The sequence below is a fragment of the Undibacterium sp. GW821-FHT11B02 genome (assembly GCF_058808955.1).
This window is the reverse complement of the sequence record NZ_JBXASD010000004.1, coordinates 229,644-250,087: the sequence shown is the minus strand read 5'-3', so window position 1 is coordinate 250,087 and position 20,444 is coordinate 229,644. Positions and strand designations below refer to the sequence as shown.

The 20,444-nt window shown below is 51.9% G+C and carries 13 protein-coding genes; 4 read left to right on the top strand and 9 right to left on the bottom strand.

Translation table 11 applies throughout. The features are described from left to right. Nucleotides 1–10 precede the first annotated feature (10 nt). A complete protein-coding gene (locus tag AC1RVX_RS10045) occupies nucleotides 11–487 on the bottom strand; it encodes a (2Fe-2S)-binding protein (protein WP_493216446.1) in 477 nt (158 codons plus the stop codon). 266 nt (nucleotides 488–753) lie between these two features. Continuing rightward, on the bottom strand, nucleotides 754–1,422 hold the full coding sequence (gene pgeF / locus AC1RVX_RS10040) for a peptidoglycan editing factor PgeF (protein ID WP_493216445.1): 669 nt from the start codon (nucleotides 1,420–1,422) through the stop codon (nucleotides 754–756). A gap of 156 nt (nucleotides 1,423–1,578) precedes the next feature. On the opposite strand from pgeF, the gene AC1RVX_RS10035 reads away from it, so the two are divergent. Further along, the gene (locus AC1RVX_RS10035) at nucleotides 1,579–2,115 is read left to right on the top strand and encodes a hypothetical protein (RefSeq protein ID WP_493216444.1); all 537 of its coding nucleotides are present in this window, start codon (nucleotides 1,579–1,581) and stop codon (nucleotides 2,113–2,115) included. Here AC1RVX_RS10035 and AC1RVX_RS10030 read toward each other — a convergent pair. From AC1RVX_RS10030 to AC1RVX_RS10000, 7 genes are all read right to left on the bottom strand, one after another. Continuing rightward, complete coding sequence (locus AC1RVX_RS10030; protein ID WP_493216443.1) at nucleotides 2,107–2,550, bottom strand: hypothetical protein; 444 nt, start codon at nucleotides 2,548–2,550, stop codon at nucleotides 2,107–2,109. The genes AC1RVX_RS10035 and AC1RVX_RS10030 overlap by 9 nt on opposite strands. Before the next feature lie 101 nt (nucleotides 2,551–2,651). Continuing rightward, nucleotides 2,652–3,302, bottom strand: a complete 651-nt coding sequence (locus AC1RVX_RS10025; RefSeq protein WP_493216442.1) for a polar amino acid ABC transporter permease — start codon at nucleotides 3,300–3,302, stop codon at nucleotides 2,652–2,654. Continuing rightward, a complete protein-coding gene (locus AC1RVX_RS10020) occupies nucleotides 3,299–4,879 on the bottom strand; it encodes a transporter substrate-binding domain-containing protein (protein ID WP_493216441.1) in 1,581 nt (526 codons plus the stop codon). The genes AC1RVX_RS10025 and AC1RVX_RS10020 overlap by 4 nt, the downstream gene beginning before the upstream one ends. A 72-nt stretch (nucleotides 4,880–4,951) precedes the next feature. Continuing rightward, complete coding sequence (locus AC1RVX_RS10015; RefSeq protein WP_493216440.1) at nucleotides 4,952–5,779, bottom strand: class I SAM-dependent methyltransferase; 828 nt, start codon at nucleotides 5,777–5,779, stop codon at nucleotides 4,952–4,954. After that, on the bottom strand, nucleotides 5,776–6,663 hold the full coding sequence (locus tag AC1RVX_RS10010; RefSeq protein ID WP_493216439.1) for a transporter substrate-binding domain-containing protein: 888 nt from the start codon (nucleotides 6,661–6,663) through the stop codon (nucleotides 5,776–5,778). Before AC1RVX_RS10010 ends, AC1RVX_RS10015 begins: the two co-directional genes overlap by 4 nt. After that, nucleotides 6,660–8,753, bottom strand: coding sequence for a SpoIIE family protein phosphatase (locus AC1RVX_RS10005; RefSeq protein WP_493216438.1), 2,094 nt, complete (start codon nucleotides 8,751–8,753; stop codon nucleotides 6,660–6,662). The genes AC1RVX_RS10010 and AC1RVX_RS10005 overlap by 4 nt, the downstream gene beginning before the upstream one ends. Nucleotides 8,754–8,810: 57 nt before the next feature. Next, a complete protein-coding gene (locus AC1RVX_RS10000; protein WP_493216437.1) occupies nucleotides 8,811–9,254 on the bottom strand; it encodes an ATP-binding protein in 444 nt (147 codons plus the stop codon). 431 nt (nucleotides 9,255–9,685) lie between these two features. On the opposite strand from AC1RVX_RS10000, the gene AC1RVX_RS09995 reads away from it, so the two are divergent. The 3 genes from AC1RVX_RS09995 to AC1RVX_RS09985 all read left to right on the top strand — a co-directional run bounded on the left by AC1RVX_RS09995 (nucleotide 9,686) and on the right by AC1RVX_RS09985 (nucleotide 20,397). Continuing rightward, nucleotides 9,686–10,372, top strand: a complete 687-nt coding sequence (locus AC1RVX_RS09995; protein WP_493216436.1) for a hypothetical protein — start codon at nucleotides 9,686–9,688, stop codon at nucleotides 10,370–10,372. A gap of 114 nt (nucleotides 10,373–10,486) precedes the next feature. Then, a complete protein-coding gene (locus AC1RVX_RS09990; protein WP_493216435.1) occupies nucleotides 10,487–19,351 on the top strand; it encodes a type I polyketide synthase in 8,865 nt (2,954 codons plus the stop codon). Beyond that, on the top strand, nucleotides 19,348–20,397 hold the full coding sequence (locus tag AC1RVX_RS09985) for a TauD/TfdA family dioxygenase (protein WP_493216434.1): 1,050 nt from the start codon (nucleotides 19,348–19,350) through the stop codon (nucleotides 20,395–20,397). The genes AC1RVX_RS09990 and AC1RVX_RS09985 overlap by 4 nt, the downstream gene beginning before the upstream one ends. The last annotated feature ends 47 nt before the right edge of the window (nucleotides 20,398–20,444 follow it).

Sequence of the window (20,444 nt, the reverse complement as noted above, 5' to 3'; positions counted from 1 at the left end):
CAGTTCCCCCTTATGCTTTCTTCTTAGCATTGGCCAGTTCGGCTGCGCGGTGGATACCGGTGCGTATGCGTATATAAGACGCGCAGCGACACAGGTTGCCGGACATGGCTGCATCAATGTCGGCATCGGTAGGATGCGGCTTGTCTTTCAGCAATGCAGCAGCGGTCATGATCTGGCCCGCCTGGCAGTACCCGCACTGCGGGACATCCAGCTCTTGCCATGCCTGTTGTAAGGGGTGCATGGCCTTGGCATCCAGCCCCTCGATGGTGGTGACTTTTTGTTTGGCCAGGGTAGATACCGGGACCAGGCATGAGCGCGTGGCCACACCATTGATTTGTACAGTACAGGCCCCGCATTGACCTTCCCCGCAACCATATTTGGTGCCAACCAGTTTGAGTGAATCGCGCAAAGCCCATAACAGGGGGGTATCTGGCGCAACGTCTACGGTTTGTATCTTGCCGTTGATGTTCAGGCTATGTTTGCTCATGGTGTTCCCTTGCAAGGATGAATTCAAGATGCTGTACTGCCTATGCTTACTCATTGTAGTAGTTATTCAGACAATCGGTGAAAAGCACCCTCGGTCGCTGATAAAAACTCATATTTCCGGTTATTTGAATGTGAGATGCAACAGTCGCATGTAAATGGAGACCTTAAATCAGATGCCTGCAGGAGATATCGAAAGGGAGAGGCATGTCTGGTGACATGCCGAAATTATCTGAAGACCGTGCTTGGGGCGCACAATGGGGGTGTGTTTTAAGACAGGATCAACAGCCCGGAATGCTGGTGAGAATTGCGGTCGCCACGACGGTAACTGCGAAACACGTGCTTGCCTTCGGGCGTCTTGCTGCACAGGGTGCATGGAGTGACATGATCAATATCCTGAATGCCAGTCTGTTGCAAGGCACGTTTGGCCAGCACATTCAAATTGATATGGCGGTGTTTTGGTCTGAGTATGCTTGCATCCAGATCAGGAAACTGTTTTAGAAAATCGTCGGCCAGTTCTTCGCTGACTTCAAAACAGCAGGGGCCGATATGGGCACCGATGGCCGCCACCCAATCCTCTGCATGTTCCCCTTGTACTGCCAGCTCTTGCCACAGGGCTTCGATGACACCTCCGACAATTCCGCGCCAACCGGCATGGGCCGTAGCGATCATGCTGCCATCACGTTTCGCCATCAATACTGGCACGCAATCAGCGGTGATGATGGTTACAGGTATTCCTGGCAGGCGAGTAAAGAACGCATCGGCGTCACCGCATTGCTGATTTCTATCGGTAATCTCGACCACGCGCTTGCCGTGTACCTGGTTTTTTACTGGTACCGTATCCCAGTGTGTACTAAGCGCAGCAGGTACAAATTCCCGGGCGTGCCCAAAGCCATGACGGATATTGGGGATGGTGGAGAGTAGGGGGCTGCTGTGCAAGGGGTGCTCCGGTGTTCGGTTGCGAAAACAAGATTTTAGCGAATTTTTTTGGTTGGTGTTGGAGATAACGGGGGGGATGGGTATCTGTCGATTCGCGGCAATCACATTATCGTCGCTCCAGCGTAGGTTGGAGCCCAGTGTCTGTCGTGGTATACCGTGTTGTTAATTAAAACGATTGCCCTCCGTGGACACAAGCCGGATCTCGGCCCGGCGGCCGAATTCCTTTCTTTGCTTCGCCAAAGAACGTATTCGAAGAAAGGCGACCGCAGACTCGCCCTACGGGTGCTTGCGCTACGCGTCAGCATAATTTGTGCATCACAAAAAATGGGAAGATCCGAAACTCGCTTCCCTTGCAGGGCGAACAATCGCTTGCAAGCGATTGCCGTTACGCAGGCGGGCAACATGTTGCCCGAAACCCCTGCTACACCTCAAACATCGGCTCTTCTTTTTCCATTTTCTGTGAAGCACAAATTACATCGGTGTAGCAGGGAATTCGGATTGCATGCAATCCGCCTGCGTAACGACATCGCCTTGCAAGGCGATGTGTCTCCCTTCAGGGACACAGGGCCCAAGCGGTTGAAAGGCAACGTCAAAAACAACTTCAACAACAAAATCAAGAACAACGACAAAGTCAAAACCAACGTCAACACAACCGAAATTCATATTTACTTGAATACTGTCGATCTACGATAGGGTTGCAGTTGGTGTTGGTGTTGGTGTTGGTGTTGGTGTTGGTGTTGGTGTTGGTGTTGGTGTTGGTGTTGGTGTTGGTGTTGGTGTTGCTGTTGCTGTTGCTGTTGCTGTTGCTGTTGCTGTTGCTGTTGCTGTTGTTGTTGCCGTTGCTTTTGACGTTGCCTTTAATCCGCTTGGGACGAAGCCATTTGTGTAGTGCAGAAAATGGAAAAAGAAGGGCCGGTGTCTGAGCCGCAGGCGAGTTTCGGACCTTCCCATTTTTTGCACTGCATAAATGGGCACTCCCGCAGGGAGCGAGTCTGCGGTCGCCTTTTCTTTGGATACTTGCTTTTGGCGAAGCAAAAGAAAGTATCTCGGTCGCCGGGCCGAGACCCGGCTTGTATCTACGAAGGGCAATCGTTTTAATAAAGATTTAAGTGTGCAACGAACGCCCATAGGCTCCAGCCTGCGCTGGAGCGACGATAATGTGATTGTCGCTAATCTGCCGAGGTTTTGCTTGGTTCCAACCTGCGCTGGAAGGCCCAGGTCAACCACTCTCACCCCACCATCCCATATCTCATTTTCAAACGCAGAGAAATCCGCTTCATCAACAAAGTCAGCGGATAACAAAAGCAGAAAAAGAACAGGCAGGCATACAGATAAACCGGCAGCATCAATTGCGTATTGCCGGTGGCATTGATGACGGTATTGCAGCGGCTGACCAGTTCGCTGACGCCGATGATGGATGCAGTACTCGATGCCATGACGATGATCAGGGCGTAGCTGGTCCAGTTGGGGATGAACAGGAAGGCAGCATGGTGATTACCTTTTTTCCATTCATCCATGGCGATCGTCAGGTTGTCGCTGGTGAAGCCGATGACGGCAACCGCCAGCGCCAGTGCAGCCTTGATCCAGACCGGGAAGCTGATGATGGTTTTGGTAAATGGCAGCAAGATTTCAGCAGGCAGCATGAAGGCCAGGTAAAACTGGAAGACGATGGTTGGTATGCTGCGTGAAAATTCTGTGACTACCAGACTGGTTTTGACGCGACGTGGATGGCTGGACAGGCGCAAGGATGCCAGTATCCATCCTATCCCCGTTCCCGTCACCATCGCAACGATGGATATCCAGATATTCATGGCGAAACCGCCCAGCAGATACGGAGTCCAGGTCAGCAAATGTTTGAAGATTTCGGTGCTGTCCATCATGCTGTCCTCGCCAGTATTTTTTGCTCCAACTGACGTATCAGTCTGACCACGACAAAAATGATGAGTAAGAATGTGAGTAGAAGGGCGTTCATCATGACGCCAACATTGCCTCTTTCATTGATGATGGACGTGGTGGCAGACAGCAGTTCTGGTACTGCGACGGCAGATGCCATCATGGTAGCCTTGGAAACGTTGATCAGTGATGCCGTGACCGAGCCGCTAGCCAGACGTGCAATCAGCGAGGTATTGGCAAAGCGCAAGCGAAACTCGCCATGTTGCAAGCGATAGGCATTTGCCGCATCCAGCAAGGCGGTCATGACACCAGCACCTGTGTAGATGCTGAGGCAAAACACCACCACGGCAAAGGCGGACAGCGATATCCCCAGCGATTCACTGAGGATGGCACCAATACCAAACAGTATCAGGTACATGCATAATAGAGGGGGCGTCATACGACCGACCGTGCCTAGCAAGCGTGCAGGTGCAGACAGCAGCAGTAAGCGTGATTCTGCAAAAACCGCCCCGGCCCAACCCAGCAACAGACTGCAAACTATGCACAAGATGGTCAGGAACAGGGTAGTCAACAAGCCATAGAAAAACTGGCTGCGGTCAAACTGGTCATAGACCAGAGTCAGGTTGATACCCATGGTTTCGTTGAGCCACAAACCGAGTTGTGCCAGACCGCCAACATCAGTCGATGTCAGGAAAACCTGGTTACGGCATTCGGCACGCCAATGTCCATCGGCCATGCGACGACAATAGGCAGCACCATCCGTATCATTTTTTTGCCATAGCGTATGGGTATCAGCCAGAAATTTGGATGGGCTGATACCCCAGGCTTTTTCTCGTTCCAACAGGAAGCCGTTGCGATGCCAATCGGCAACAATGTCGCCGAGCAGCTTTTCCAGTTCCGAACCTTTTTCCTTGTTGCTGATGGCCATGGCCCAGGGTGTGTTCAGGGTAGGCGGCAAGGGTGCTTTGTAGCCTTTCCATTCCGGATTGGCAAGATCATTGATGACGGCAGTGTTATCGAACAGATAGCCAATACAGCGGCCATCCTTGACTGCCAGTTTGGCGTCCCTGGGATTGTTATACATCTGCAATTCCATCAGATAGCGCTGTTGCATGACGCGATTGAAGTACGAGCCCTGCGTTGCACAGACGGGATGGCCGCGGGTGTCGGCCCAGTCCTTGATGTTTGCTGTGGGGGGCATGAACAGGGTGACGCCGGATGCATAGTAATTTGGTTCTATCATCGTTACGATTTGCCTGCGCTCTGCCGTGTCACCAGTGGTGGCGACGACCAGATCGATGACCCCTTCCTGTAATTTTTGCAGGCGGTTGCTGCCAGTGACACTGACCTTACGCAGGCTGACACCCAGGCGTTTGGCAATATCGGCAGCCAGGTCATGTTCGAAGCCTTCAGGAGTACCGGTGGCATCGAGCGTGCCGAACGGGGGGTAATCGGTTTTGACACCGACAATGAGGGCACCGCGTTCGCGTATCAAGGCCAGTCTTTCGCTGAAGGATGGCTGTTGAATGCTTTGAGCTTGCGCTGCACTTATGAAGAAAATCATGAACACCAGCAGTAAATATATATGGCCGAGTGATTTTATTCTTCTTGAATACTTCATCGTCATGATCCGTGTTCAGGCCGGAACGGCAACAGCCCGTATACCGTAGCCTAGTGATGCAGGTAACAGGGGCAGCAGGGCTTCATCGAATCGCCCCAGCCAGTCGGATTGGGTAATCATCCATTCAGGCAACAGACTTTCCGGCGACAGGGTAGTGATGCGGAAACCTGCTTCCTGCAATTCTGCACGCAGGCCACCAACAGAATACAGGTGATAAAAAAACTGATGCGCCTGTTTGTCTATATTGCGAGTGAAAAAAATATTTCCCGGTTCTTTCTGGGTATCCTGGGCCTTACCTGTGCTGCGCTTGATATAGGCCGCCAATAATTCCAAAGGGCGGCGGCGGAAGATGCTGGGCACACTCAGCATCAATTTTCCTTCTGGCCGCATCAGGTTGCGCAGTTGTCTGAGTGTGGCAAGGCGTGCATGCCTGTCGCCGACATGACTGAGTACACCAAACATCAGCAAGACCAGATCGTAGTCACCCTGGTTGTTGAGTTTTTCTGGCTCGCCATCAAACAACCTGATGCGATTGGCATCCGGGTGACTGACCAAAAAACGTGACAGCTCAGCGATAGCAGCATGGGAAATATCATAGGCTGTCAAGTTGGCGCTGGTCTGCTGTAACAGCGGAAGAGCATAACGTCCGTTGCCACAACCAAAGTCGAGGATATCCTGCACCTGTTTCGCACCGTTTTCAAACAGGAAATGCAAGGTGCTCTGGTTAGGTTTGGGATAACGTCTTTCGTATTCATGGCTGGTGTAATAGCGATCATACAAATCCGTCATTGCTTCCGTGATTTGATGATTATCCCTGACCGGTGCTGGCAAATCATCTTTCACAGGCATTCTTTCGGTGTGGAAGGGCTGATACTTTCACCACAGGCCCATTTATTGTCAATTTTCCTGGTCCAGATTTTATGCATGTCGTCCAGGAAACGCGATGCAGGTATGCCCCGGGCCTTTTCAACCTGTTGCAAGAAACCACTTCTATGCCAGTTGATGATGGTTTTCGACAGATAGGATTCCAGTTCACCGCCACGTTCTGTTGGTGCGATGGCAACCGACCATGGTGTGGTGAAAATGGTCGTCATGGGCATGACAAAATTATTCGCCCATTCTGGTGCCCGCAGCATGGCGGCAATCGCGGTATCGTCATACAGCAGTGCTGCACAACGACCATCACGCAAAGCCTGTTTTGACCAGTCATTGGAATACAGGGCGACGATGTCGGCACCGTAAGTGACAGTCACACGACGGTTATAGAAAGCCCCGCGGCGGCTGCATATGCGGCGGTTTTTCAGGTCTGTCCATTCCTTGAAGTTTTCTGTCTTGCGCGTCAGCAGGTTGACGCCAGAGCTGTAGTAATGGGGGGCGACCAGGGTCAATTCTTGCTGTCGCTCCGGCGTGTCAGTCAGCGTGGCGATCAGCACATCAACCTGGCCGCTTTTGACAGCATCTATTCGTTCTGCAGTCAATACTCCCACCAGTTCAAGTTGGACACCCAGGTCATTGGCGATGCTTTGTGCCAGGTCTGGCTCCATGCCTGTGATCTTGCCACTGGCAGGGTCTTGATATCCCCATAACAATACATCTTTCTTGACGCCGACGATGAGTTTGCCACGTTGTTTGATTTCTGCCAGGCTGGTCGCCTGGGCGACGGAGACTGCTATCAAGAGCAGGCTGAACAATACCAGGCTAAATGGATTGAATTTGAATGTCATCATGATGCTTGCCGACTTTCTGTCACGGTGTTATTTGTGGTATCGGCTGTGGCACTGTCCGCTGCAAAGTGGAAATGCAGAGCAACGCAGGTAATATCATCCGACTGTGGCGCGCCATTTGCATGCTGATCAACAGCTGCCACGATTCTTTCCACTGCTTTGTTGACGTCGCTGACAGGGCGGTTTTCAAATAGCGGTGGCAGACGGTCTGGTGTGAATTCCTCATTTTGTGGATTGAAGGCTTCAGTGACGCCATCGGTGTACATCAACACATAGTCACCAGCTTGCAGTTGTATGGTTTTTTGTTTGAATGGTATGCCGTCCATGATGCCCAGGGCGCTGCCACCGGTCATGGGCAGAAATTCTGTACTGCCATCCTGATGTACCAGCAGTGGGGGAGGGTGACCACCATTGACATAGGTGAAACTGCCAGTTACAGGGTCAAGCACGGCATAAAAAGTGGTAACGAAGATGCATTCATCATTGTCTTCGGCCAGTATGTCATTGGCGATGGCAATGATTTCACCCGCTTCACTGGCGTTGCGTGTGGCTGTGGCACGTATCAGGGTTTTCGATACCATACCAAACAGGGCTGCCGGTACACCCTTGCCACTGACATCGGCGACGACGATACCTATTTTCCCATTACCCAGTGAGAAATGGTCATAAAAATCACCGCCTACTTCCTTGGCAGAACGCATGATGCCCCATAGTGAAAATTCTTTTTGATTCGGCCAGTGACGCGGCAAGATCGATAACTGCATATTCGCCGCAATATCGAGTTCTTGTCTGATGCTGACCAGTTGCAGGCTTTGCTTGAAGGCTTGTGAAATGGTTTCAAACCAGGGCTTCCAGGTGCCAGGTACTACCGGGATAGGGGCAGGCGTGAACTGGCTTTCACGGGCAATATGCGCCACCAGCTTGGATGCAGGTGAAATGAATTCACGCGTAGTCACATAATAAGTCACCACCATCAACAGAGTCAGACCCAGTATCACCAGCAACATGATGGGGCCGCGTTCCAGCAGCAGATTTTTCCACAACTGGTTTTTCGGCACCACATACACCAGTTGCCATGGGGCAGAAATGAAAGGATGGCGTATCAGCAGATAATCACCTATTTCCACCGCCTGGTTGGCGGGTATGTCAACCAGACGACGGCTCTCAGAAAGTATGCCGGCAGGCATAATTTTTTCCACCCGCTGGGTGGTCTGCACTTCCAAAGCATTGGCATACACTTCAGGATGTGCCACCACTTCACCATACGCGTCTACCAGAAAAGCCGTGCCCGGCGTGTACGCAAAACCGGCGTTGATGCGGTTCAGGTAATCAAGGCTGGTGTCAATCGATGCCACACCGCGGAATTGTTCATTGTGATAAATCGGTGCTACTGTGGGCACCAGCAAGCCGCTGGCAGCGCCGCCGTAATACACGGGCGCCCAATATTTTTCCCTGGTCGGGTTTTTCTCTGGCGTGCCCATGAGCCAGGCCTGGCTTTGATACACCTTGTCATTGTGCGGACGTTTGGCAGCATCCATCCATGGATAGGTATTGGAAAAATGATCTACTGAAATGTAGCGGCTTTCGCTGGCATTTGGCAAATTGAAGGCGATGGCCTGGAATACCTGATTCAGATTCAGAGCCATTTCCAGGTCCAGATAAAACTCTTTTGTCCGGCCTTGCAGTTTGCCCATGCCGGTCAGATTACCTGTGGCATCTTTTTCTGGCGCTTTGTCGAGGTCGAAGCCGAGTTTTTCCTGTTCCAGTTTTTTGAACAGCGGTGAATGGGCTGGATTGGTTTCAGGTCCGCTTAAGGCTGAAGGTGCAGTATCGTAAAAAGTGGCCGCAGAAATACGCATCGCTTCCAGATTATCGAGCGAAGAACGCAAGATGAATTCGACAAATTGGCCGTGCCTGTCTACGTGGCCCTGTATGACTTTGATTTCTTCCCTATGCTTTTGCTGGATCTGGAACAGGAAAAATCCCAATGTCAATACGACGATGGCGATATAAGTGAAACCAACCAGGCGGTTATAGTTACGAAAGAAGTTGATATTATTGTTGCCGACGACTGGCTTGGCATTGCTTGTCATTTTCTGATCCGGTGTCTGATGGGGACTTGTCTTGGGTCTGCTGGGCTGAAGTAAGGATCAGGTCGGAAAGTTTTTGTGAAAACACACTTCATTGATGTCGCCATCACGCCGGTAAGAAAAACTGTCGGCCATCTTCCTGACAAAATGCACACCCAGACCACCGATATCGCGTTCGTCTATGCCCAGAGTGGTGTCCGGTTCCGCAATCGAGAATGGGTCAAAAGCACGCGCCCCATCCCTGACAATGACTTCTACGCCATCCTTGATCAATTGCAGGCGGACTTCCATTTCACCGCTGTCACCCTCGCCATAGCCATGCATGACGATATTGGTCAGCAATTCATCCAGCATCAAAATAATGCTGTTGATGACTCTGGACGGGATCGCGCAAGTATCGGCCCATCCACGTACGGCATCAGTCAGGCCTTCGATTTCTGCAATTTGCCCAGGGACACATTTATGGAAGTTGGGCTGATCCGAAGCGGGACTTGCATTTTGCATCTGAGTCTCCTTTGGCCGACATCGTCAACGGACTTGCTGGTTCAGTGTGATAAAAAGTTTGATACTTTGTTTCCGGCGCATGACATCGCCAGTGGACAGCAGCCAGTATCTGCAACATTTAGTGCGGTAATGTGCCTACGGTCACTTTAACTTGCAACAGCATGGTACTGCAATTGTGTCCGGGGGCCGTAGCTCAAAACATGATTCACTGCGGAAATTGACACTGTGACCTGTTTTTTTGCAGTTGACCTGAAACATTATTCCCGCACCGGAATTTTTTGTCGATGCTTTCTAACGCAAATTAACAGATTTGTCGTGAATTTTTCGCAATATATTTTATCTCTCCACAAGTGTTGTTTGCCCACATTCGCCTTGCCGCAACAGCACCAGATAGGTTAAACTTTTTACATCGACTCAGCCGGACATGGATAATGATTTCTCAATGGTTGTTTCCTACGCCTTACTGCCTTTTTGTGCGCCTGTCCGTGCGCCGTGAGCGCTATGTGCAATTCAAGGAGCTTGCCGGTAAGGTTGCCTTTGCCTATCAGCAGCACAGCCGCCGCATGCGCTGGATGGCGTATGCCACGGTCGCTGGTCCGGCCAACTATGTGTATATCATGCTGCCACTGGCAGAATTGGGTGACATGGACCACATGCCCTCGCTGGATCAGGTACTAAGCGATGTCTATGGTGCAGAAAGTCTGTCTTTGCTGGAAAAATTCCAGGAATGTGTATTGCAGATGGAAAGCTTTGTACTGAATCGTGTCAATGACGGCATAGATCCGATAGAACGTGAAACTCCACCACCATATCTGTATTACCTGAATCTGCAAGCACAGCCAGGCCGCATGGGACAACTGATGCAAAACCTGCAGCAATTGGGGGTGGCAACTGCAGGTAGTCCGCTGTTCTGTTTTGCCACCTTTGCCGGGCCAGTCAGGCTGCATGCTTTTACCATGGGTAACACCATTGCTGAACTGGGTGAGGTGGCGACTTTGGAACGCAGGGTAGTTCAGCATTATGGCGCTGAAGAGGGGCACAAGGTAATTGCCCAGATCCACGATACGCTGGTTGATATCGATGCTTCGATATTGCGTTACATAGGCCATCTGGATTGAGGCGGCCATGCATGTAAGGAATTTCGTTACGATATTGTACTTGGATGCAAAAACCAGTAAATGGTGGATTGCCTCCGGGCTTGCTTTGATACCTTCCCTATCATGAGCGCGGATATGCAAGCCCACAGCGTTTCTGCTCTTGCAAATGAGCAGGATGCGCTGGCAAACAAGTCAAAAACATCAGCACTACCGGAATCACTTGAGCATGCAATTGCAGTCATCGGCATGTCATGTGTTTTTCCTGGTGCTGCCAACGTAGATGAATTCTGGTCATTGCTGGAACAGGAAGCATGTGCGGTCAGGCGCATACCCGCAGAACGCTGGAATCCCGAAGATCTGCCTGCATCTGCCGCCCCTTATGCTGGCTTTATAGATGATGCCGCCTGTTTTGATCCGGCATTTTTTGGTATATCTCCTAAAGAAGCATCTGCACTTGATCCGCGTCAGCGACTGAGTCTGCAACTGGCATGGTGGACGCTGGAAGACGCTGGCATTGCTGCTGATAGCTTGAAAGAAACCCGTCTTGGTGTTTTCATCGGCGCAGTGAATGGCGAGTTTCTCGGCAGCTTTGCCCATACTGACGATGTGGAAGCCCATATGGGCATAGGCATGTCGAATGCCGTCATCGCTAACCGTATTTCTCATGTGCTGGGTTTGCGTGGTCCCAGCATGGCCATAGATACCGCCTGTTCATCTTCCCTGATTGCTGTGCATCAGGCATGCCGTAGTCTGCAGACGGGCGATGCCGACATGGCGCTGGCCGGTGGCGTCAGTCTGATGTTAAGGCCAGATAGCAGCGTGGCACTGGGCAAGGGTAATATGCTGGCACCGGATGGTTTGTGCAAGACCTTTGATGCCTCTGCCAATGGTTATGGTCGTGGTGAAGGTGCAGGTCTGGTATTGCTGAAACGCTTGTCTGATGCCCTGGCAGACGGTGACCGCATTCATGCCGTGATACGTGGCTCGGCCACCAATCATGATGGGGTCTCGAACGGCATCACTGCACCGAATGGTCTTGCACAAGAAAGCCTGATACAGGCAGCGATTGCGGATGCCGGTTTGTCGCCATCGGCGATACAGTATGTAGAAGCCCACGGCACCGGCACCTTGCTAGGCGATCCAACCGAGACCCGTGCCCTGGGACGTACACTGGGTCAGCAAGCACGGCGGAAGCCTTTGCTGATAGGTTCAGTCAAAACCAATATCGGTCATCTGGAAGCAGCTGCGGGTATCGCAGGCCTGATCAAGCTGATACTTGCGCTTAGGCATAAAAAGATACCCGCCAGCCTGCATTATACCCAGCCCAATCCTCACATTAATTTCGAACAACTGCACCTGCAGGTAGTCGCGCGGACGACGGACTGGCCTGCCAATGCGCAGTTCAAGGCCAGGGCAGGCTCCATCAGTGCCTTTGGTTTCGGCGGCGCAAATTGTCATGTGGTAGTCGAAGAATTTATTCCTGAATTCCAACCGGAAATTGTGAATGCAGGCGTGCCGGATATGCTGCTTTTGTCAGCGTCCAGTAATGAAGCCCTGAATCTACTGGTGCAGCAGACAGTACAAAAGCTGCAAACGGGTGCTCAGCAAGATTTTGCTGCCATCTGTCAATTGTCACAGCATGGGCGTGCCCATTTGCGTCATAGACTGGCATTGATTGCTTGCGGTGCAGATGAAGCATGTGTGCATCTGCAAGCATGGCGGGAAAAAGGTTTTGATGCGCAAGTCGTTACGGCTGTTGCAGCCAGAAGACCACCTAAACTAGCTTTCCTGTGCCCCGGGCAAGGTTCACAACGTCCGGGTATGGCAAGGGACTTGTTCCAATTCCCCAGCTTCCGCGCCACCATGGCAGAAGCAGATGCCGTCTTGCCGTGGTCATTAAGCCAGTTATTGTTTGACGCTGATGAGAATGTTGATTCAACTGCTTACACACAAGCTGCTTTATTGGCATTGGGTGTGGGGCTGGCACGCTTGCTGGCGGATTACGGCATCAAACCTGCAGTGCTGGTTGGACACAGCCTGGGTGAGTATACGGCTGCAGTCGTCGCAGGTGCTTTGAGTTTTACACAGGCCCTGCGCCTGGTCGAAAAGCGTGGATGGCTCATGGGGGCCTTGGCAGCAGATGGCACGATGGCCGCTGTGCGGGCCGATGAACAAACTGTATTGCGCTATCTGACCGACACTGACATCAGCATCGCTGCAGTGAATGGCGCGCAATCAGTGACGATTTCCGGTGCCCGGGATCAACTGGATATTCTTACGCAACAACTGGCAGCAGATGGCATACGCGTGCGCGCACTGCGAGTTAAAACTGCTTTCCATTCCACCTTGCTTGAACCCATGCTGGCAGAATTCGAGCAAGCATTGCAAGAGGTTGAATGGCAACCATTGCAAGTGCCTGTGACTTCAAATCTGACAGGAGAGTTGCTGCCCATCGGCCATGTATATGACAGTACTTACTGGTTAAAGCACACACGTGAAGCCGTGCGCTTTGCGGACGACATTGCTGCACTTGGCAAGACCGGTGTTGAGATTGCTTTGGAACTGGGGGCCGTGCCGCTACTGTCTGGCATGCTGGAAGACAATGCCACCAACATACGTGGCTTGCCTTGTCTGGAGCCGACCCAGGATGACAGACTTGCTTTCTTGCAGACAGTCGGCCACTTGCATGTAATGGGTAGCAAGCTGCAATTCCCCGCTAGTAAAAATGTCGCCGCTGGTAATGCATTACCCTTGTATCCCTTCGCCAAGGATGTCTTCCCTTTGCGGCTGGGTTTGAACAGTTTTAACGGCGGCACCGCGCCTGCGTCAGTAAGCAAACCAACTGAAATCAACAGACAATTATCGGCAAGTACACGTATAGTCGTCACTGATCCGGTAGCTATCCGCGCTCGCATCATCGCGATCATCGCAAGCTTGCTGGCGATCGATGTCAGCAAGGTAGATGCCACTGCACCCTTGCTGGAAATCGGTGCCGATTCGCTGATTTTGATGCAAGCGGTTGGTCGTATAGAAAACGAATTCGCTGTCAAGATACCGGTACGCGCCTTCTTTGAAAATTTATCGTCAATAGAAGCAGTGGCAACTTACCTGGCGGAACAGCAGAAGGATAAAGTATTTGTTGACGAAGTTGTCGAACAAGAAGTGAATGCAGAATCAACGCCAATCCAGCCTGTCAAACCCAAGAGCAATATCCTGCTAAGCACTAATCTGAGCGAAGCCCAGCGCCAGCATCTGGATCAATTCAGTCTCGATTATTGTAAAAAGACGGCACTGTCCAAACAACAGGCACAGCAATACCGGCATGTGCTGGCAGACAGTCGCGCCTCGGCGGGTTTTCGCTTCTCCATTAAAGAGATGCTGTATCCCATCGTCGGCCAGCGTGCCGTCGGTTCCAAAATTTGGGATTTGGACGGCAATGAATATATAGACATATCCATGGGCTTTGGAGTGCAGTTGTTTGGACACGAGCCAGCTTTTTTGAAAGAAGCCCTGGCAGAAAGCCTGTCACGCGGCATACGTATAGGCCCACAATCAGATATGGCGGGTGAAGTCGCCAGCCTCATTAGCGAATTGACCGGTGTAGAGCGCGTGGCCTTTTGCAGTTCAGGCACAGAAGCCATCATGACAGCGCTGCGCCTGGCCAGGACCTTTACTGGGCGCAACAAGGTCGCCATATTCCGTGACAGTTATCATGGCCATTTCGATGGCGTACTGGGTGAGGTCAATGACGACCCCTGGTCTGTAATGCCACGTGTGGCAGGTATTACACCTGGCATGGTCAGCGACCTGGCTTTTTTTGAATATGGTTCGGCAGTCGCGCTTGAGTTACTACGTGGCCGCCTGCATGAATTTGCAGCTGTATTGGTAGAACCCGTACAAAGCCGTAATCCTGGCTTGCAACCACAAGAATTCCTGCGCAGTCTGCGTGCCATGACCCGGGCAGCATCCAGTCTGTTGATTTTTGATGAAGTGCTGGTCGGCTTTCGCATACATCCCGGCGGCGCCCAGGCGCATTTTGATGTGCAGGCGGACATTGTCACCTATGGGAAGATAGTCGGCGGTGGTTTGCCGGTAGGCGTCATCGCCGGGCGTGCCGACATCATGGCCGGCATAGACGGCGGACACTGGCAATATGGTGACGCATCGTACCCGGCAGCGGATACGACTTTTTTTGCAGGTACTTTCAATAAACATCCGCTGGTCATGGCAGCGGCACGCGCTGTGCTGACTGAGATTAAACGTGGTGGTTTGACTGTATATCAAAAACTGAACGACAATACCGCCAGATTGGCGGCGGAACTGGATCAGGTCTTTACCGCGGCAGGTGCACCGATACATATGCAGAATTTCGGTTCGCTGTTCCGCTTTGTCTTCCGCGAAAACCTTGATCCCTTCTTTTATCATTTGCTGTATCGTGGACTGTATGTATGGGAAGGGCGTAATTTATTCCTGTCCACTGCACATGCCGATGAGGACATCGCCGCGATCATTAGCCGGGTCAGGGATAGTGTAGATGCCTTAAAGACGGCGGGTTTTATTGCAAATGCTTCGCCTGCGTCAACATCGCTAGAAAAAATCCTGCCTTTGTCCAAGGCACAAAAACAACTGGCAACCCTTGCTGCCTTGTCTGAGCAGGGTTCGGCAGCTTATGTCGTCAGCGTTGCCCTGGATTTGCAGGGCGATATCAATCACGCAGCTATTACGCACGCATTTGAGACCCTGGTGGGTAGGCATGAAGCCTTGCGGGCATCCATTGATCTGGAGGCTGGAATACAGAAGATTGTTCCTTATGTGGCAGTGAAAGTGCAGCGCCATCAAGTTAATGTCGCCACACTGGATGTGGCCCTGGAAAGCTGTGTGGCCAGCAGTTTTGATTTGACGCTTCCAGGTGCCTTCCGCATAGACTTGTTTGAGCTTGATACAAATCATGCCATCTTGTTGTTTGCTGCTCATCACGTTTTTATTGACGGGCAATCCATGCAAATGCTGTTTGAAGAGTTTGCAGTCTTGTTGAATGGCCAGAATTTAACCGCTAAACCAGACTATGCACTCCTGGCGCAGCGGATGGCAGATGCAGGGTCATCGCCGGAAGAGCAAGAGCATAAGCAATACTGGTTAAATAAATTGCTGCATGCACCTGTTGCAATAGAACTGCCATTTGAACATGCACGGGCCAGCATGCGTGGCTTTCAGGGCCAGCGCCTGAGCTATGAACTGGACAAGAACATCTTACGTCAGCTTGAGCAAAAGGCGGGCAAGCTGGGCATGTCATCCAGCATGGCGCTGATAGCCGCTTTTGCTGCCACTTTGCGGCGTGCCGGAGCAGGGCAGGACATGGTGCTGGGCGTGCCATATTCAGGTCGCGATGAAGCATTGGCACACACGCCAGGTTACTGCGCGCATCTCTTGCCTTTGCGTTTGAACATTCCGGCGCAGGCGAATACCAGCACTGTCCTGACAGAAGTGAAGCAGCAATTCCTCGATGCCATCACCCATGCAAATTACCCCCTGTCGCAACTGGTGGATGATCTGGGTCTGGCGCGTGACCCTGCCAGACCGCCATTGGTGAATATCACCTTCAATGTCGACAAGCTGACTGCCATGCCGGGTTTGCCGGGAGTGACGGTACAAGCTTATACCTTGCCGGTGCGCCATTCCCGTTTTGACATGGGTTGTAATCTGGTTGACTGGCAAGATGGTGCATGCGTGGAGCTGGATTACGATAGCCAGTTGTTTGATGCGGCCGATATGCGGGAATTGCTGAACAGTTTTGTGTCCATGATAGAACGCATGGCGGGTGCAGATCAAAGCTTTGATGAACGTGCCGCTGTCAGGCATGTCTGGTTGCCAGTCACAAACGAATCTGCTATCGCCCCTCCCGGCTTGCTGGAAAGATTCTGTCAATCGGCTTTGCAAGACCCACAGGCAATCGCCTTGTGCCTGGATGCAACTGAGAGCATGACACGCCAGCAGCTTGATCTTCAATCAGACAGGCTGGCTGTGGAAATAATCGGCAAGACCCGTGTTGATCAAACCGCAGGACCGGTGTTGTTATTGTTGGGGCGCAGTCTGGCATTTCCTGTTGGTATGCTGGCTGCATGGAAGAGTGGCAAGGCTTATTTACCTGTTGACAGCAATCTGCCTCAAGGACGTTTTCTGGAATTGATCAAACAGGCAAAACCCTGTTGTGTCATATTACAAGACAATTCTGATATGCGTGATGTGCTGTCAGCACTGGGTGTCCCCTGCCTGCAGTTACCTGCCAGGCTCGCAGAGATCGATCTTGATGATCACCGGTCACTGCCGTTACCCATAGTTGACCCGGAATCTTGCGCCTACCAGCTATTCACTTCGGGCTCCACCGGCAAGCCCAAACTGGTTGCTGTACCTCACAGGGCTGTGCAGCATTACCTGGATGCGATTATCGCTGCCTTTGATTTGCGCCCCGGCCTGCGCTATGCCGTGATATCGACTTTCGCGGCTGATCTGGGTTTGACGACGATCTTGCCTGCATTGTTCCATGGAGGCTGTCTGAGTATCATCAGCAGTGAACTGGCACGTGATGCCGATGGCTACGCAGCCTTGATGCGGCAAGCACCGGTCGATGTCTTGAAAATAGTCCCATCGCATCTGGAGGCCTTGCTGGCATCGCAGGATAAAGCTGCAGTCTTGCCGCTGACGCATTTGATACTCGGTGGTGAAACTGCCAGCGCCAGCTTAATGAAGCAACTCAAAGGTATTAAAAAAGGTTGCCGCATCTTCAATCACTTTGGCCCTACCGAAGCAACTGTAGGTGTCATGGTGGGAGAATGGCAGGGTGATCTGGCTGGCATGTGGTTTAGCCAGCCATTGGGGTGCAACCGCATCCATATACTTGATGCAGCAGGGCAAGCATGTACTTTTGGTGAAACGGGTGAAGTTTATCTGGGTGGCCCAGGCCTGGCATTGAGTTATATAGGCTTACCTGAAGATGCAAGTAGTCCTTTCCTGTTTGCGGATATAGCAGGCGGACGTGAACGCCTTTACCGTACCGGCGATCTTGCTGTCATGCGTGCCGATGGCTGCATACAGATTCTGGGTCGCAAGGATGAACAACTGAAAATACGCGGCTACCGCATAGAACCAGCAGAAATTATCGCTGCGCTGTTGGCGCAAGAAAATGTCGCAAATGCGACGGTGATTTTGTACAAACCCGAATTCCCAAATACAGGCCGCCCCTATTTAATAGCATATGCTGTCGCTGTAGATCAAAGCAGGTCGCTAGATATGCAAAGCTTGCTGGCTAAATTGCAGCAGCATCTGCCCGATTACATGCTGCCTAAAGCAGTGATCGCCATCAGCAGTATTCCTTATACCTCGAACGGCAAGCTGGACCGCGCTGCCTTGCCCAAGCTGGATGATGAGCAAGACTTTGAGGAAAGCGAAAGCGCAACAACATCTGCAGCAGAAGCCGCCGTACTGGGAATCTGGCGCAAGCTATTACAGCGTGAGAAGCTGAACGCGCAGGCCGATTTCTTCCAAAGTGGCGGCGACTCCATCCTGGCGATACAAATGATCGCCCGCTTGCGTCAGGCAGGTTGGCAAGTCAAGGCTATGGATTTATATGCATCTCCAGTACTCGCTGATTTTGCAAAAAAACTATTGCAAGCAGGTGAAACGGCAGGCGCAGATACCCGGCCAGAAGGTGATTGCGGCCTTTTTCCTGCGCAGCTAAGGTTGCACGAGCTGATGCAGGAAAACCCGGCGCATTACAATTTATCCGTCCTGCTGGAAATGGCCGACTGGGTCAATGCCGATATGCTGGAACAGGCATTGCACGCATTGATTGAACAGCATGATGCCTTGCGTCTCAGTTTTAGTAGCCATGCAGCCCAATTTACTGAACTTCCTGAAACGCCTTTATTGTATGTGGCAAAAGATTACCAGGAAGTACAAGCTTCATTGCAGCCAGGGCAGGCCAGCTTGCTGGCTGCGGCGTGGACACCAGCAAGTGCAGGGAAAAAATCGCATCTCTTATTGGTTGTACATCATCTGGTCAGTGATGGCATCTCCATGCAAATCCTGCTGGAAGATTTGCGTCAGGCTTTGCTGGATTTGCGCGCAGGCCAAACACCCATGCTGGGGCAGAAGACGGCATCAGTGCAAGCCTGGGCAGAACATCTGAAGCGCCAGGCCAGCCAGGATGTTGTGTTGACAGAGGTGGAGTATTGGGAAGTCTGCACTTCCATTCCCCCACCCGAACTACCCATTACTGGGCAGGCAGATGGCTATGGCCAGATTGCCGAAGAAGCACAGGTCAGCGTCGTTGTGCCAGCAGAAATCACCAGCCGCTTTTTACAAGGGCATTCAGATGCCGCAGCAGAAGATATTCTGATCGCCGCCCTGACGCTGAGTCTTGGTGACTGGACAGGCGAGTATGTCGCTTATCTGGAACTGGAAGGCCATGGCCGCCAGTTGGAGCAAGCTGAACCCGATGTCAGTCGCAGCGTGGGCTGGTTCACCAGCCGCTACCCTGCCTGGTTTGACTTGTCCGGGAACAGTGTGAAAGCTGCGGCCAGCGAGATTGCCGCGCAACGCAATGACATTCCTGCACATGGATTTGGTTACGGACTTTTGCGCTACCTGGGGCCAGAGAAAGTGCGCGAGACGCTTGCACAAGGACAGATGCCTGAAATCAGCCTGAATTACATGGGCCAGATCAACCCACCACCTGATGATGTTTGCAAGCTGCTGTCATGGTCGCCAGATCGCCAGGACAGGGGGGAGGAAAGGGCTGCATATCTGCCACGCCTGCACAAACTGGCAATAGAAGCCTACGTCCTGGATGGTTGCCTGCATTTGCTGTGGCAATACCATGCACCCACTTTTCAGGAGCAGCAAATACGCGGCATCGCGCAAAAGATGGCGCAATACATTGCCACCATGCTGAACACCAGCATGGTGAAACATGCAGAATATGGGAAGGAAGAAATAGCATGAGCATAATGCCAAAACCCGGATTAAGCCTGCGCCGCCCTGCAGTGCGCTTGTCTGATGCCAGTCTGATCGACAGACAGCCATTCAACAGTGCATCTGGTCTGCCGCTGGTTTTTCGACCGCATGCCATGGGCGTCGATTTGCTGGGATGGATCAGAGATAACCAGGTGCAGTTGCAGCAGGACTTATTGCAATACGGTGGTGTGTTGTTCCGTGATTTTGATTTGCATGGCGTACAGGATTTTCAAGCCAGCCTGGATACCTTTGGCGTGCAGCTCATGAATTACATAGAAAAAGCCACCCCCCGCAAGCAGATAGATGGGCAGGTATATACCTCGACGATCTTTCCGCCTGAACATGTGATTGCTTTGCATAATGAATTATCGTATGTGCGCCAATGGCCGGGCAGGATAGCCTTCTTCTGTGAAATCGCCGCCGAAACCGAAGGCGAAACCCCGATAGCCGATGTACGCCGCGTACTGGCCGCAATTGCCCCTGAAGTCACGGAGAAATTTCGTCGCCTTGGCTGGAAACTGGTACGCAATTTCGGCTCAGGCATAGGCCCATCCTGGCAACATTCTCTGACCGTAGAAACCAGAGAAGAAGCCGAAGCCTATATGCAAAAATCAGAAACGCAATGGACCTGGATGGAAGGTGACAGATTGCGTACATCGCAAGTGCGCTCCAGCATACGCTGCCATCCGCAGACAGGGGAAGAAATCTGGTTTAATCACATTGCGTTCTGGCATCCGTCCAGCATGATGGATGAAATTCGCAGATCGTTGACCGCTGATTTGGGTGTAGAGAATCTCCCTTACAACACCTTCTATGGCGATGGCACTGTGATACCTGACGATATCGTTGCACATTTGCGTGCTGCCTATGACACAGAAACTGTCAAGTTCCGCTGGCAGCCGGGTGATTTGCTCTTGCTCGACAATATGCTGGTCGCGCATGGCCGCTCCAAATTTACTGGTGAGCGAAAAATACTGACAGCCATGGGCGATGAAGTCCGCCCGGCCAGTGTCTTGCCTGGCTCGACAAACTAAGTACAAACCCAGTACAGACCAAGTACAGACCAAGTAAGGACAGGCAC

Bases quoted from the DNA above. Each gene is read 5' to 3' on its own strand.
- AC1RVX_RS10045 (WP_493216446.1), bottom strand. From the start codon at position 487: ATGAGCAAACATAGCCTGAACATCAACGGCAAGATACAAACCGTAGAC.
- AC1RVX_RS10030 (WP_493216443.1), bottom strand. From the start codon at position 2,550: ATGGGCGTTCGTTGCACACTTAAATCTTTATTAAAACGATTGCCCTTC.
- AC1RVX_RS10025 (WP_493216442.1), bottom strand. From the start codon at position 3,302: ATGATGGACAGCACCGAAATCTTCAAACATTTGCTGACCTGGACTCCG.
- AC1RVX_RS10020 (WP_493216441.1), bottom strand. From the start codon at position 4,879: ATGATTTTCTTCATAAGTGCAGCGCAAGCTCAAAGCATTCAACAGCCA.
- AC1RVX_RS10010 (WP_493216439.1), bottom strand. From the start codon at position 6,663: ATGATGACATTCAAATTCAATCCATTTAGCCTGGTATTGTTCAGCCTG.
- AC1RVX_RS10005 (WP_493216438.1), bottom strand. From the start codon at position 8,753: ATGACAAGCAATGCCAAGCCAGTCGTCGGCAACAATAATATCAACTTC.
- AC1RVX_RS10000 (WP_493216437.1), bottom strand. From the start codon at position 9,254: ATGCAAAATGCAAGTCCCGCTTCGGATCAGCCCAACTTCCATAAATGT.
- AC1RVX_RS09995 (WP_493216436.1), top strand. From the start codon at position 9,686: ATGATTTCTCAATGGTTGTTTCCTACGCCTTACTGCCTTTTTGTGCGC.
- AC1RVX_RS09990 (WP_493216435.1), top strand. From the start codon at position 10,487: ATGCAAGCCCACAGCGTTTCTGCTCTTGCAAATGAGCAGGATGCGCTG.
- AC1RVX_RS09985 (WP_493216434.1), top strand. From the start codon at position 19,348: ATGAGCATAATGCCAAAACCCGGATTAAGCCTGCGCCGCCCTGCAGTG.